The organism is Providencia sp. PROV205, from assembly GCF_028479505.1.
GTDB lineage: Bacteria > Pseudomonadota > Gammaproteobacteria > Enterobacterales > Enterobacteriaceae > Providencia > Providencia huaxiensis.
The window spans coordinates 166,414-181,100 of record NZ_JAMPNU010000002.1 but is presented as its reverse complement, the minus strand read 5'-3'; the positions used below and the strand labels follow the sequence as shown (position 1 = coordinate 181,100).

The window sequence follows — 14,687 nt, the reverse complement described above, 5'->3', positions numbered from 1 at the left end:
TAAACTCCAACTCAATTAGTTTCTCCCTACAGCATACGCTTTTCAGCAAGAAACACAGTGGGCTAATTATGAGTATGATCATCAAAAAAATTGAAAAGGCCACGAGGTGTGCAACTCAGTGGCCTTCAAGATATTCTATATGCTTAACGTACTATTAATAATTTAAATAACTTAGCTTATTAATATTTAAACTTATCAAAACCTCTATCTAGAGCTCTTCCTCTAAGAGGATCAGCTCGCTTTCTTTTCATGCTGCAAACGGTATTGCACTAAATCTTCAATCGTCACCACCGTCAAGCCATGCTGCTTACCAAATGCAGCGACTTCTGGAGTACGAGCCATAGAACCATCATCATTAGTCAACTCACACAACACACCGGCAGGTTTGAAACCCGCTAGAGTCGCAAGGTCGATAGATGCTTCAGTGTGGCCACGACGTGCTAATACCCCACCGTCACGCCCACGTAATGGGAAAACGTGGCCTGGGTGATTTAGGTCGGCAGGGACTGCGTTATCTGCAATTGCAGCACGAATAGTGGTGATACGATCCGCTGCGGAAACGCCCGTGGTAACCCCTTTCGCGGCCTCGATAGTTACCGTGAAACCCGTTTGGTTTTGGCTGGTGTTATTTTCCACCATCATCGGTAATTCGAGCAACTTACGACGCTCTTCAGTAATACAAAGACACACGATCCCACTGCTATAACGAATGGTAAATGCCATTTGCTCAGCGGTCATGGTTTCTGCTGCAAAAATTAGATCGCCTTCGTTCTCACGATCTTCATCATCGAGAACAAGAACACCTTTACCTTGGCGTAAAGCCTCGATAGCATTTTCAACACGTTCGATAGGATTACCGAATACAGAAAGTAGCGAATGATCCATGGTAAAAAACCTCTTAAATAGTTATTAACTAGTTACCAGAATCAAGGCAGTCTTAGGAATACGAGAAATGGTGAATATATAAATAGCCAATAAAAGGCATTTACCTATTCAGGTATGCAGAACACTATTGTGCGTAATAGCACAAATATGCAGATACAGTTAATTCTCTCCCATCCGGACTATAACCGTCGGCCCCAGATTCACACTGGGTCTGCTGACCTTTACCACAGAATGGTAAAGCGCTCGCGGGCTTCATGCGTGATGCATGTTTACCGCCGGTGGGGACTTTCACCCCGCCCTGAGATATACGCAATTAATATAACGCCAATAATTCAAGTTCGCAACGATGATAATCAAAATTGGCGAACGACTCACACTTTTAGTCAAAAAACATGAATAAAAACTTAGGGTTATCAAGGTTAATTTTACTGCCACAGACGAATACCAAGCTTTTTTCATCACAGATAATACACCTAGGCCTTTTCGCTAACTAATTCGAGCTAGCACAAGGCGAAAAGAGGTATTACACTACGCTTAATTATATCTTGATTAACTGAAGGACCCGCGAATGCTCGATCCGAAAAAAATTGAACAAGTTGCCCGCCAAATTCAAGGCGCTTTACCGCAAGGCGTACGCGATTTAGGTGAAGATTTTGATAAAAAACTGCGTTCACTGTTACAATCACAACTCGGCAAATTAGACTTAGTCAGCCGTGAAGAATTTGATATTCAAACTCAAGTCTTGTTACGCACCCGCGAAAAATTAGCAAAAATGGAACAACGTGTTAGCGCACTTGAAGCCCATTTAAATGTAGAAGAAAAAACGTCTGAGTAATTAAATTGAAAAAGTGACACCGACTAAGGCGTCACTTTTGTTATTTGATATTCAGCTCGCGTTCAAGCAACTGAACAATATACTGGTTTTTAGAAACATTATGTTCAGTTGTTACCGCATTTAAATAAGCCTCCAAGCGGCTTGGGTAACGCAGCGTAAATGACTTTACCGTTTCTTGTTCTTTGAACGGGTTAATCCCTTCTTTTTGGCAGCCTTCGATGTATTCCGCTAAAGATATTCGCGCTTCTTTTTTTAACCCTTCAATGCTATCAGAGACAAAATCACAGTAACCACTTACATCTAAAAACTTACCACGAAACGCTTTAATTTCAGCTTCATAGATAACAGATGCAGGATGGCCGTCTATCGTCATCACATTACTGCTTTTAATCATATTCCACCCCTATCGTATTTTCTAACCACTCACGTAACCCGTTCACCGCACCTTTATCCAGTGTATTCCCTGGATGGGGCTGATGTGTCAGGAACAAAAAACTTTGTAAAACAAACCTGCGACGTGAACCACTTCCATTCTTTATAGTGCCGCCTAAATGCTAAACTAAACTTGTTACATCGCCCCACTTGAGCCCTGATTTAGGTGGAATTGTGAGTATATCCACCATCGTTTTACGGTGCTTCGAACCCAGTTCCCTCATTTTTATCATCGTCTATTCCATGACGTCATATTGTGACGTTAAAATCTAAAACAAAAAAAATATGACGTCAATATTTGACGCCATATTGATTTTAGATAAATAAAAACCTCACTTGGCTTGAAGTTCCATAGTGAGGTTTTTTTAATAGCTAATAATAAATTAACTGGTTTTCATGATGTTCTTGATGATATTCGTTGTCGAGATACCATCTTCGAAGTTAAGGACTTTAACTTCGCCTCCAGCAGCCCACACTTCAGCACTGCCCGCGATCTCTTCAGGGCGGTAATCCCCCCCTTTAACTAAGATGTCTGGCAGAACTTCTGCGATTAAGCGTTGCGGAGTGTCTTCTTCAAAAGCAACCACCCAATCCACTGCCCCCAAAGCCCCTAGAACGGTCATACGCTGTTCTAATGGGTTAACTGGACGTGTTTCACCCTTTAAGCGGCGCGTCGATGCATCGCTATTGACCGCCACAATCAAGCGGTCGCCTAATTTACGCGCATTGGCTAAATACGACACATGCCCTGCATGGAGAATATCAAAACAACCATTCGTCATCACGACACGTTCACCGCGCTGTCTTGCATTCTCAACGGCTTGTTTTAATTCATTTTCAGTCATGACACCAAAACCAGTATCAGCGCGACCCCGGATCGCATTTTCCAATTCAATTGGCGAAACCGTAGAAGTCCCTAATTTACCAACCACCACGCCAGCTGCGGCATTGGCCAATGCGCAGGCTTCATGTAGTGGGCGACCAGAAGCAATAGACGCAGCCAATACGCCAATAACCGTATCCCCTGCCCCAGTCACATCAAACACTTCTTGTGCCTGAGTAGGTAAATGCAATGGGGCTTCATCACGGCGGATCAGGCTCATACCTTGCTCTGAACGCGTAATTAATAGTGCTTTAAGCTCCAATGAGTGAAGCAGCTTCATGCCTTTTTCTTCAACGTCTTGGTTGTTTTTACATGGCCCAACAATCGCTTCAAACTCAGACATATTTGGCGTCAATAATGTTGCCCCACGGTAGCGTTCGAAATTGTTTCCTTTCGGGTCAATCAAAACGGGAACATTGGCCTTGTTAGCGAGCGCTATCATTTTCTCAACATGCGTTAATGCCCCTTTTGCATAGTCAGACAGCACTAGTGCACCAATGTGTGGCAGTGCTTGTTCTATGCGCTCCAGTACGGGGGCAACATCCACGTTTTCAAAACCTTCTTCAAAATCAAGGCGAATAAGTTGCTGATTACGTGAAAGTACGCGTAATTTAGTAATCGTTGGATGAGTGGGAATAGCGACAAAATCACAACGCACCTGCACCGCATTTAAATTTTCAGTCAGTGCTTTTGCCGCGTCATCAATCCCAGTTAACCCAACAAGACGTGAATTTGCCCCTAACGAGGCAATGTTCATCGCGACGTTAGCCGCGCCACCGGGACGCTCTTCTACCATCGTGACTTTAACGACCGGAACAGGGGCTTCTGGCGAAATTCGGTTTGCAGGACCATGCCAATAACGGTCTAACATCACATCACCAACCACCAGCACACCGGCTTGTTTATAATCCGGGAGAGTTACTTTCATCCTGCACTCCAGTTTTAAAAGGAAATCTAATAATAATTAGCAACAATACTAGCATATTGCGCTGTTTAGCTAAATAAAATGCGTTTGTTCCTTATTCCTCAAGCCATTTTTGCCAACTCGCTAAAACTTGTTCACGTTGCTGAGTAAATTGGTTTGTTTCAACACGGCTTGGCAATGATTGTAATGCTAAGTGATGGAGTTCATTACGCATCGTGACATACGCTTGAGTTAAAGCATTCGCCTCATCTTCAGGCATGAAACCATATTGCGCCATTAGCTCGAAAATACGCACATTATCAGACCAACGTGTTAACACGTTATTTTCTGCGGCAAAACGCAAAACTAAGTATTGCGCGATAAATTCAATATCGGTGATCCCACCTGGATCCGCTTTTAAATCGAACTCATTAGCTTGATGGCTTCCTAGGTGCTGATGCATTTTCAACCGCATATCACGCACTTGTTGCTGCAAGGTGTGAGGGTCTCTTGGCATACACAACGTTTCGTGGCGAGTTTGTATAAATTTCCGTTGTAAATCCTCATCACCAAACACCATTCGAGCTCGAATGAGTGCTTGATGCTCCCATGTCCAAGCATCATTTTTTTGGTAGTCATCAAATGATTGTATTGTACTGACTAACATCCCTGACTCACCGGAAGGCCTGAGTCGCGCATCAACTTCATACAACACACCAGAAGGGGTTCGAGTACTAAACAAATGGATAATGCGTTGAGCAACACGCAAGTAAAATTGGCGTGCATCAATGGAACGTTCGCCGTTGGTGACGACATCTAAAGGGCAATCGAAAAGAAAAACGAGGTCTAAATCAGAACCATAGCCCAATTCCCAGCCACCTAGTTTTCCATAACCTAATACCGCAAACCCATATTGTTTTTTGTCACTTTGCTCGAGATGCGCTGGCTCACCATAGCGTTTTACCATTTTTTGCCACGCTTGGTGTACCACCGCATCAATAATTGCTTCTGCAAGGTAAGTCAGATGATCACTGACTTTCATTACCGGCAAAACACCTGAAATATCTTCAGCAGCGATGCGTAATAATTGAGCCTGTTTGAATTGACGTAATGCTTCAAGTTGTTGTTCTTCGTCATCTTCAGGAACGCGCATTAAATATTGGCGTAACTCGTCACGGTAGGCCGCTAGTGGCAGAGGCTGGTATAAGGATTGAGGGTCGAGCAATTCATCAAGCAACAATGGGTGGCGCGCTAACTGCTCTGCTATCATGGGTGAAGCCGCACATAAACGAATAACGTGCGTCAAAACCTCATCAAATTCAAGCATTAACTCTAGGTAAGTTGTACGGCTAACAATGCTCAATAACAGTGGTGTGATGCGCTCAATGACTTGGCCTGCATCATCACGTTCACCGACTTTAGCCAATAATTTAGGCATTAATTCATCAAGAACATCCCGTCCACGAGGGCCAATGGTGCGTTTATTGAGATCATGGCGAAACATCACTATGCCGTGAATAATGCGTTGTGCAATATCTTCATTTTTAGAGGGCAAATAGGCGGCTAATTCTTCTTTCGATAATTCACTTTGCCACAGTGTGATATAAATTTCATCGAATGCATCGGTATTCTCAGTGTCATCTTCCTGGCCTATTTGCTCAGTGAATATTTGATGTACTGCCGCCATTTTCTGGCTCAAAAGTTGGTAAAACTCAGGCCAATCCGCAAACCCCATTCCCCACGCTAAGCGCGTTTGGTTTAAAGTATCTTCAGGGAGTGTTTGTGTCTGTTGGTCATCGATACTTTGCAGTAAGTTTTCGACTCTACGCAAGAAAAGGTAGCCATCTTGCAGGATATCAACTTGATCTTCAGTTAATAATGCAAGTTCTCGGATCCCTTGTAATGTTGAAAATAAGGATTGCGACTGTAAAACAGGTTCTCGCCCCCCTCGAATAAGTTGGAAAACCTGTGAAACAAATTCAACTTCGCGGATCCCTCCAGCGCCTAATTTGATGTTATTGACCAAACCACGACGCCGAACCTCTCGCTCAATCATATTTTTCATATTACGTAAGGATTGGATCACGCTAAAGTCGATATAGCGACGATAGACGAAAGGACGCAAAAGTTTTCGCAAACACGCCTCATAATGCAGGCTATCAGCCCCCATAATACGGGCTTTAACCATCGCATAGCGTTCCCAATCTCGCCCTTGTTCTTGGTAATAATCTTCTAGCGCAGAAAAACTAAAAACCAGCGGGCCGCTATCTCCAAATGGCCGTAAACGCATATCGACCCGATAAACAAAACCATACTCCGTCACTTGATCGAGTACGCGGATCAATTTTTGCCCTAAACGCGTAAAAAATTGTGCATTATCTAACTCTTTCCGGCCACCTTGGGTAACCCCATTTTCTGGATAAGCAAAAATCAGGTCAATATCTGAAGAAAAATTGAGCTCTCTGCCCCCTAACTTTCCCATCCCTAAAACCAATAGTGGCTGCGGTTTTCCTTCTGCGTTACAAGGGGTTCCCCATGACTGACTATATTCTTGATACAACCAGTCTCGCGCCGCAACAACCAAGGTCTCCGCCAATATACTGAGCTGATAAATCGTTTCTTCTTGCGTGCTTATTTCTAACACTTGCATCCATGCGCAGCGCACTAATATATAGTGGCGAAAGATGCGCAATACTCGCATCAAATGTTCTTCATGACTAACTGACGACAATTCTTGTGATAACCATGATGCATAACTTTTCCATTCATCCGCTTTCGGTGGCTGAGAACGAATTTCAAGTAAAAACTGTGAATGCGCGCGTACTTTCTTGAATGCAAAATCGCTGAAAGACAGCACCTGAATTTCTTGTTCGCTTAACGGCAGTAACTCGTGAGCCTGTTCCGTTATTCGGCTTAAAACGCGTTCACCTTGGCTTTGTAATAACTCAGGAAAAGCATGCATATTATCAATACCTTAATGGGCTTCTTGATAGGTTAAAGCACTTAACCACTGGATAAAGGCTAATTTACACTTTAACCACTGACTGCTATAGCAAAAATCCTCCGCACTGATGGTTTCATCGGCAATATCTGAACGTAATTGTTCCAGTGGCGTGTCATGGATAAAGTGAGGCACTGAGTTTTGGTAATGCACTAAAAATGCCTGAACAAAACGTAAAAACTCACTGAAGCCTTGGCGTGCATTGCTGCTATTTGCTAACCAGTAGTCTTCATGCTGCTGGCAAAGTAATTGCATATGCATTAATGACTTTTCTAAGGGTTGCTCTTCATAGTCAAACACCGAGTCAGGGCGAGCTAATAGCTCTTTTGACGGTGATAGCAATGAATATCCACGTGCAGCTTTGCTAAGTGATGACAGGTGCAGACCATCAATATCTGCAAATTTCTTTGCTAAATTGAGCACATCAGCAATAAAACCTTTTTTGAGTTCTAATTCAAACTCTTGAATAGGCAAATCCTTTGAACCTGCGGATATCTCACCTTGGTCGAAAACGACTTCTATTTCGCTATCTTCAAACGTGACTAACCATTTTTCACGCGTAAAATTCGTGCTGAAAAGGATATTTAATTCAGACTTAAGCTGTGAAATGTCAGTTCCTTCGGGCCAAATTTCAGCGGGTAATGCCGCTAAATCAAGCTCTGGCGAATCTATGTCAACGTTATATTCAGGCCGTTGATGCAAACCACCTACCGCCTGTCCTGCCGTTTTCATTGTCATTTCATAGCGGCCATCACAACCTCGGATACGTAAGCCCATATCCCACTGACGTAACTGCTTATTTGCCGTATCAAAGTAGATATTGGTTAACTTCGTCGGCTCACTGTATTGGTGAGACAATGTCGATAGACACTGTCGTACAGCCTCTATTGCGGAACTCTTAGCAGCAAGTTTGAGTTCAACCTCTACGTGGCTCATACATATCCTTATTTAATTATTTCACTTCACTCATATTACCCCAATCGAGCTAAGCTGAGAAAAGAAACTGTGCGATAAACAAAAATTCTACCTGTCATATTTCTTTCAGTGAGTTATATTGAAAACAAAGTAAAAACAAGGGTAATTTAGACAGTTAGGATAGTTCTCATTCTCCTTTAGACTGTAGAGACATCTGCGTTTAGGATTTGCACCCTCGCGTTTTACTCATTAGTATTCAAATAATATAAAACTCATTCACCATCAAAAGACTGTAAATACCATGCGAAAAATTCCATTATTATTAATTTCAATCATGGGGCTAGGCCTTTCCTTAAATTCACATGCAGCAGAAAAACGTTATGTATCAGATGATTTATCCACATACGTTCATAGTGGACCTGGCACAAAATATCGTATTGTAGGTACGCTCAATGCCGGGGAAGCAGTTGAACTGCTCTCCACAGATAACAAATTTGCACAAGTTCGCGATGAAAAAGGCAGAACGGTCTGGTTACCCGTTGAGCAACTCAGTAATACACCAAGTATGAAAACTCGCATTCCAGAACTTGAAGCTGAAAACCAAAAACTACGTCAACAGCTCGACAATATTGATAGCACGTGGAATACACGAACTGCAGATATGCAGCAAAAAGTCGCTGATAATGACAATATCGTCAGCCAACTAAAAGCTGAAAATGAAAAATTAAAAAATGAGTTGATCAAATCCGGCAAAAAACTAGAAATTGCTGAGGTCAACTTAGATGATCGCCGTCGTGAATTGATTTTACAATGGTTTATGTATGGTGGTGGCGTCGCTGGTGTTGGCTTAATTTTAGGTTTGATTTTACCGCACATTATTCCACGTCGTAAAAAACGTAATGATGGTTGGATGTAATTGAGGCCATTCAAATGAAAGTCTATCTCGTGGGGGGGGCTGTACGTGACCAACTTCTTGGTCTACCTATTTCAGATAGGGACTACGTGGTGGTTGGCACAACACCCGAGGCAATGCTATCTCAAGGTTTTCAACAAGTCGGAAAGGATTTTCCTGTTTTCCTACATCCAAAAACCCATGAAGAATACGCTTTAGCCCGAACAGAACGTAAAACTGGCGCGGGCTATACTGGCTTTAGCTGCTATAGCGCTCCCGATGTCACCATTGAAGATGATCTACTACGTCGCGATCTGACAATTAACGCGATAGCACAAAGTGGATCTGGCGAAATTGTTGACCCATTCCAAGGCGTAAAAGATCTCAACAACCGTATTTTACGTCATGTTTCTGACGCATTTTCTGAAGATCCTTTACGGGTCTTACGGGTTGCGCGATTTGCCGCTCGCTACTTTGAACAAGGTTTTACGATTGCGCCTGAAACATTGGCATTAATGCAAAAAATGGCCGTAACAGGGGAATTATCTCACCTCACCGCCGAGCGCGTTTGGACAGAAACCGAAAAAGCACTGAAATCAAACTCCCCACAGATTTATTTTGACGTTTTACGCCAATGTGGTGCTTTAGCCGTTCTTTTTCCTGAAGTTGATGCACTATTTGGTGTCCCAGCCCCTGAAAAATGGCACCCAGAGATTGATACTGGCATTCACACCCTAATGGTAATGAAAGTGGTTACCGAGCTATCTAACAGTGTGGATATTCGCTTTGCTGCCTTATGCCATGATTTAGGTAAAGCGCTGACACCACCGGATGTTTGGCCAAGTCACCCAAACCACGGTGAAGCAGGTATCCCATTAATAGAAGCACTCTGCGCAAGATTAAAAGTGCCAACTACCGCTCGGGACTTAGCCCGTCTAGCGGCTCGCTATCATGATAAAATCCATATTATCAATAAATTACCTGCTAATGAGCTCATTGCGATTTTTGATGGGCTTGATAGCTGGCGTAAACCAGAACGTATTGAACAACTCAGTTTAATCAGCGAGGCGGATGCAAGAGGTCGATTAGGCCTTGAACAACAAGCCTATCCACAAGGACGGTACTTCAGGCAAGCTTTTTCCATTGCACAATCCGTTGAAGTAAAACCAATTATTGAACAAGGCTTTCAAGGCCCTGAAATCCGCCAAGAACTTACGCGACAACGTATTGAAGCCGTTGCAGGTTGGCAGCAACAACAAATCATCTAACGCTCATAAAGCTGGCGGTTGAACACCGCCAGTCATCATTTAAGCGCTTTTCACGCCTCTTTCGATAACAACCCCAACCTGCTTGGCTCGCGCCACGGCTCCCGGCTTAGCGACCTTAATACGAACCCATGGGCTAGCAAATTGTGTCATCAATAATTGTGCAACTTCTTCAGCAACACGTTCTACTAACCCAAACTTGTTATTCCCTACATGAGCGAGGATAGCCTGACTAACCTTGGCATAATCTAGGCAATATTCTACATTATCGCTCATAGACGCGCGTTTGTTATCCCATCCCATTTCGATATCGAGCACGAGTTTCTGTTCAATATCTTGTTCCCAGTCATATACACCAATCGTGGTGATGACTGATAATTGCTCAATAAATACGATATCCATCACGTCATTTTCTCATTTATGTACTGAATTGATACCACTTCAGCAAAAATATGCGTATTATCCAAGACTGAAGTGAATTTATGGCCTTAACCGTTTTGGAGTTAGCTATGAGTGCAACCGCGCTTGGCATGATAATCTTCGCCTATCTTTGCGGCTCAGTTTCGAGTGCGATACTGATCTGCCGTTTGGCGAGACTACCCGACCCCCGTCAACACGGCTCTGGTAACCCTGGTGCAACTAACGTATTGCGTGTAGGCGGTAAAGCCGCCGCTGCCGGGGTACTCATTTGTGACGTATTAAAAGGGATGATACCCGTTTGGCTTGCTTATTATTTAAATGTGCAGCCATTCTATCTTGGCTTTGTTGCAATTGCAGCCTGTCTTGGGCATATATATCCCATTTTCTTTCGTTTCAAAGGCGGAAAAGGTGTAGCAACTGCATTTGGCTCAATTGCCGCTATTGGTTGGGATCTTTCTGGTTTAGTCGCAGGGACATGGTTACTTACAGTATTGCTTAGTGGTTATTCATCACTCGGCGCGATTGTCAGCGCCTTACTTGCTCCCTTTTATGTTTGGTGGTTTAAACCTGAATTCACCTTCCCTGTTGCCATGCTGTCTTGTTTAGTGTTAGTCCGCCATCACGGTAATATACAACGCCTTTGGCGCGGCCAAGAAAGCCGTATTTGGCAAAAACTGAAAAACAAAAAACAAAAAACCAATAAAGAAATAGCCCAAGAAGCCAAAGAGCAAGAACAGGATGACTGATCGTTACATTTGATTTTTCCCTAAGAAGAGCTGATTTCAGCTCTTTTTTTATGCTATTTTGCCTTGTTTAAAATTTCCCAAAAAAGCCCATCAATAACAACAGCGCGATATCCCTCCTTAAAACTGTACTGGTAGCAATTTGTGCTGCGTTACATTTTAGCCATAACTAGCGCACACTTTTAAAGAAAAGTTAAATTATTGCAAAATTATTACTAAGGAATATTTAAAAGCTGTCGACTATATAAAAGGAAAATTAAACAATAATAATGGTATTGTAATGAGCAGAACCCCTTATATCACTCAAAATGAATATGTGTTAGATGAAAATATCACATTGATGACAACTAGCGATCTGCAAGGAAACATTGTTCACGCTAATGATTTCTTTGTCCAAGTTAGTGGTTATGAATTAGATGAGTTATTAACACGTCCGCACAATATTATCCGCCATCCAGATATGCCCAAAGAAGCTTTTGCCGACATGTGGGCAACACTTAAAAAAGGAGAACCTTGGACTGGTATTGTAAAAAACCGTCGGAAAAATGGTGACCATTACTGGGTTAGAGCCAATATCATCCCAGTGGAACGCAAAGGTGTCATTACGGGCTATATGTCCATTCGAACCCGTGCAACACGCCAAGAAATTGCGACAGTAGAACCGCTCTATACCGCAATGAATGAAAATAGAAGTAAACGAAAAATTTTTAAGGGAATTGTACTTTCTAAAAAAATACCGTTTCACTTTTCTATATGTTCAACACGCTGGCGTATCCGACTCGTCATGAGCCTGTTGTTTATTCTTTGGCTCATCATGGCAAGCGTTGTTTTGCAACCAATCGGATCCCTTTTAATCATGAGCATCTGCACATTTATCACATTACTGGTCGGTAATGTGATATTTGAAAAAATGCTCGCCACACCATTGGAAAACATCACCCAACAAGCACTTGGTATTGCACGAGGAAATCAACATAGCGTTAACCATATGCAACGTACAGATGAAATTGGCTTAGTATTACGCGCTATAGGGCAACTTGGACTGGTTTGCCGCTGGCTAATCAAAGATGTCTCCGAACAAGTTGATAACGTCCGCAAAGGCAGTGAATCTTTAGTCTCCGATTGTGGTGAATTAGAAACGCATACTCAGCAAACCGTCGGTTATATGCAACAAACCGTTGCGACCATGAACCAAATGGCTGTTTCTGTAAAAATGAATGCCGATAATACAATCCAAGTTGATCAGCTTTCTAATACCACTAGCGAAACCGCAGTAAATGGCGGTGCAATGATGGAAGCTGTTGTCGATACCATGAATGAGATTGTTAATAGTACCAGCAAAATCAATTCCATTACGGATGTGATTAAAGACATCGCATTTCAAACTAATATACTCGCGTTAAATGCCGCTGTAGAAGCCGCTCGTGCAGGTGAGCAAGGCAAAGGCTTTGCTGTTGTCGCAAATGAAGTACGCAGCCTCGCAAGCCGTAGTGCAAGCGCAGTTAATGATATTCGCGAATTAATTAATGATTGCGAAAAGAAAGTCAATTCAGGGAAAAATCAAGTAAATACGGCAGGGGACACCATGAAGGAGATTGTTGACCAAATACAGAATGTCACGCAATTGATTACCCATATTAGCCAAGCAACCTCTGAACAAGCAGCTGGGATCGCCGATATTACCCAAGCGGTAAGTGAGCTCGAAACCATCACACAACAAAGCACATTACTGGTAGAGCAAAGTACAGAGACATCAAATATGGTAAAAGCTCGTTCAAGCAGGCTTGAAGATGCGGTCGTTGTCTTACACTAATCGTTGTTTTACATTAATATTTAGTTGAAAAGTAAAAGGGCTGTCACCCAGCCCTTTTTATCAAAAACATAAACTCATCAGCGATGTTATTTTTCTAACGGTGGCAATTCCGCCAGTGGCCAGCGCGGGCGAACTGTTACACCAAGCCCTGTTGTTGACCCACCTTTAAGGCGAATAAGCCCCGCTAAAGCAATCATCGCGCCGTTATCCGTACAGAATTCAGGGCGCGCATAAAAAACTTCACCGCCGCGCTGTTTAAGAACGTCTTCCATTTTAGCTCTGAGTGCGCGGTTAGCACTAACGCCCCCCGCCATCACTAAGCGTTTAAACCCAGTTTGTTCTAAAGCGCGTTTGCATTTAATTGCCAGAGTATCTACCACGGCATCTTCAAAGGCTCTCGCAATATCTGCTCGGGTTTGGTCGTCATCCGCATTTTCACGAATGGTATTGGCTGCAAAGGTTTTTAACCCTGAGAAGCTAAAATCAAGCCCTGGCCTGTCTGTCATTGGGCGAGGAAAAACAAAACGGCCCGCAGTCCCCTGCTGCGCCATGCGAGATAGCACGGGGCCGCCAGGGTAGTCTAAACCTAATAATTTCGCTGTTTTATCAAACGCTTCACCTGCCGCGTCATCGATGGATTCGCCAAGTAGCTCATACTCACCAATTCCCGTCACACTGATAAGCTGGGTATGCCCACCAGAAACCAGTAATGCAACGAAAGGAAATTCAGGGCTTTTCTCTTCTAACATTGGAGCCAATAAATGGCCTTCCATGTGATGAACCGCCACGGCTGGAACATTCCATGCAAAAGCTAATGAACGCCCAACGGTTGCACCTACCATTAAAGCCCCCACCAAACCTGGGCCAGCAGTATAAGCGACAGCGTCGATATCTTGGCTTGTTAAATTAGCTTCTTTCAGCGCGGCTTGAATTAACGGCACTGTTTTGCGAATATGATCGCGCGAAGCCAATTCAGGCACGACACCACCGTAATCTGCATGAACTTTAATTTGGCTGTATAATTGATTGGCTAATAAGCCACGCTCATCATCATAAATTGCGATACCCGTCTCATCGCAAGAGGTTTCGATACCTAAAACACGCATTGCACTACCCTTGTTTATTGCATAACCGCAAGTCTATCACTATTTTCGCGCAATCGCGTAATTAATGTTGGTAAAAGGCTGACTTTCCTGACTGTATAGTCTATAATCAGTCCCCTGTAATAAAAAATTTCGTGTGGCTAATTCTCATTATTATCTGGTTTTGTTTGCTTTTTCATCGAATGAACTGCAAATCAGGTAATCTTGTGTGATTCAATTTTATACGGCACTTTACAAACCCGTACTCATTGAAGTAAAATTCCGCACCATTTTAAATGAAGGCTGGTGAATCAGTACCAGCAACAAACCGATTTCTATTGAGGTGAGAGGCACATGCCGGTAATTAAAGTACGTGAAAACGAGCCATTCGACGTTGCACTGCGTCGTTTCAAACGTTCCTGTGAAAAAGCAGGTGTTTTAGCTGAAGTTCGTCGTCGTGAATTCTATGAAAAACCAACGACTGAACGTAAACGCGCTAAAGCATCAGCTGTAAAGCGTCACGCTAAGAAACTGGCTCGCGAAAACGCACGCCGTACTCGTCTGTACTAGTTGTTTGCAGTGAAAACTGCATTCATTACAGACGATAGCTAATACAA

13 protein-coding genes, 1 pseudogene and 1 riboswitch are annotated in these 14,687 nt (G+C 43.1%); of the genes and pseudogenes, 6 read left to right on the top strand and 8 right to left on the bottom strand.

All coding sequences use genetic code 11. The annotated features are described in order from the left end of the window. Window positions 1-231 precede the first annotated feature (231 nt). A complete protein-coding gene (gene ribB, locus PR800_RS03305; RefSeq protein ID WP_102137836.1) occupies window positions 232-885 on the bottom strand; it encodes a 3,4-dihydroxy-2-butanone-4-phosphate synthase in 654 nt (217 codons plus the stop codon). 158 nt (window positions 886-1,043) lie between these two features. Next, window positions 1,044-1,195: riboswitch (FMN riboswitch) on the bottom strand. Window positions 1,196-1,453: 258 nt separating this feature from the next. Here ribB and ubiK point away from each other — a divergent pair. After that, window positions 1,454-1,720 carry a ubiquinone biosynthesis accessory factor UbiK gene (gene ubiK, locus PR800_RS03300; RefSeq protein WP_102137837.1) on the top strand — a complete coding sequence of 89 codons (267 nt, stop codon included), beginning with the start codon at window positions 1,454-1,456 and terminating at the stop codon, window positions 1,718-1,720. A 40-nt stretch (window positions 1,721-1,760) separates the two neighbouring features. Here the strand turns inward: ubiK and PR800_RS03295 are convergent, their stop codons facing one another. The 5 genes and pseudogenes from PR800_RS03295 to PR800_RS03275 all read right to left on the bottom strand — a co-directional run bounded on the left by PR800_RS03295 (window position 1,761) and on the right by PR800_RS03275 (window position 7,876). Next, on the bottom strand, window positions 1,761-2,114 hold the full coding sequence (locus PR800_RS03295; protein ID WP_272530197.1) for a type II toxin-antitoxin system HicB family antitoxin: 354 nt from the start codon (window positions 2,112-2,114) through the stop codon (window positions 1,761-1,763). Continuing rightward, window positions 2,107-2,385: pseudogene (locus tag PR800_RS03290) on the bottom strand (type II toxin-antitoxin system HicA family toxin). The gene PR800_RS03295 and the pseudogene PR800_RS03290 overlap by 8 nt, the downstream one beginning before the upstream one ends. A gap of 150 nt (window positions 2,386-2,535) precedes the next feature. After that, a complete protein-coding gene (hldE, locus tag PR800_RS03285) occupies window positions 2,536-3,963 on the bottom strand; it encodes a bifunctional D-glycero-beta-D-manno-heptose-7-phosphate kinase/D-glycero-beta-D-manno-heptose 1-phosphate adenylyltransferase HldE (RefSeq protein WP_272530195.1) in 1,428 nt (475 codons plus the stop codon). Between the two features lie 91 nt (window positions 3,964-4,054). After that, a complete protein-coding gene (gene glnE / locus PR800_RS03280) occupies window positions 4,055-6,901 on the bottom strand; it encodes a bifunctional [glutamate--ammonia ligase]-adenylyl-L-tyrosine phosphorylase/[glutamate--ammonia-ligase] adenylyltransferase (protein ID WP_272530193.1) in 2,847 nt (948 codons plus the stop codon). A gap of 12 nt (window positions 6,902-6,913) precedes the next feature. Further along, window positions 6,914-7,876: a CYTH domain-containing protein gene (locus PR800_RS03275; RefSeq protein ID WP_102137841.1), complete on the bottom strand. Its 963-nt coding sequence runs from the start codon at window positions 7,874-7,876 to the stop codon at window positions 6,914-6,916. Window positions 7,877-8,156: 280 nt separating this feature from the next. Here PR800_RS03275 and PR800_RS03270 point away from each other — a divergent pair, with 280 nt between their 5' ends. Next, window positions 8,157-8,771 (top strand): TIGR04211 family SH3 domain-containing protein, encoded by a 615-nt coding sequence (locus tag PR800_RS03270; RefSeq protein WP_102137842.1) that lies wholly within the window; start codon window positions 8,157-8,159, stop codon window positions 8,769-8,771. 14 nt (window positions 8,772-8,785) lie between these two features. Further along, a complete protein-coding gene (locus PR800_RS03265) occupies window positions 8,786-10,015 on the top strand; it encodes a multifunctional CCA addition/repair protein (RefSeq protein WP_206276103.1) in 1,230 nt (409 codons plus the stop codon). A gap of 39 nt (window positions 10,016-10,054) precedes the next feature. On the opposite strand, the gene folB is transcribed toward PR800_RS03265, so the two are convergent. Then, entirely contained in the window at window positions 10,055-10,414 is a 360-nt protein-coding gene (folB, locus tag PR800_RS03260) for a bifunctional dihydroneopterin aldolase/7,8-dihydroneopterin epimerase (RefSeq protein WP_102137844.1), read from the bottom strand. A gap of 107 nt (window positions 10,415-10,521) precedes the next feature. Between folB and plsY the strand changes: the two genes are divergently transcribed. Both plsY and PR800_RS03250 read left to right on the top strand, forming a co-directional pair. Further along, window positions 10,522-11,178, top strand: a complete 657-nt coding sequence (gene plsY / locus PR800_RS03255; protein ID WP_125890346.1) for a glycerol-3-phosphate 1-O-acyltransferase PlsY — start codon at window positions 10,522-10,524, stop codon at window positions 11,176-11,178. Window positions 11,179-11,455: 277 nt separating this feature from the next. After that, window positions 11,456-12,988: a methyl-accepting chemotaxis protein gene (locus PR800_RS03250; RefSeq protein WP_102137845.1), complete on the top strand. Its 1,533-nt coding sequence runs from the start codon at window positions 11,456-11,458 to the stop codon at window positions 12,986-12,988. 86 nt (window positions 12,989-13,074) lie between these two features. On the opposite strand, the gene tsaD is transcribed toward PR800_RS03250, so the two are convergent. Next, window positions 13,075-14,094 carry a tRNA (adenosine(37)-N6)-threonylcarbamoyltransferase complex transferase subunit TsaD gene (tsaD, locus tag PR800_RS03245; protein WP_102137846.1) on the bottom strand — a complete coding sequence of 340 codons (1,020 nt, stop codon included), beginning with the start codon at window positions 14,092-14,094 and terminating at the stop codon, window positions 13,075-13,077. Between the two features lie 330 nt (window positions 14,095-14,424). Here tsaD and rpsU point away from each other — a divergent pair, with 330 nt between their 5' ends. Next, on the top strand, window positions 14,425-14,640 hold the full coding sequence (rpsU, locus tag PR800_RS03240; RefSeq protein WP_001144069.1) for a 30S ribosomal protein S21: 216 nt from the start codon (window positions 14,425-14,427) through the stop codon (window positions 14,638-14,640). Window positions 14,641-14,687 lie beyond the last annotated feature (47 nt).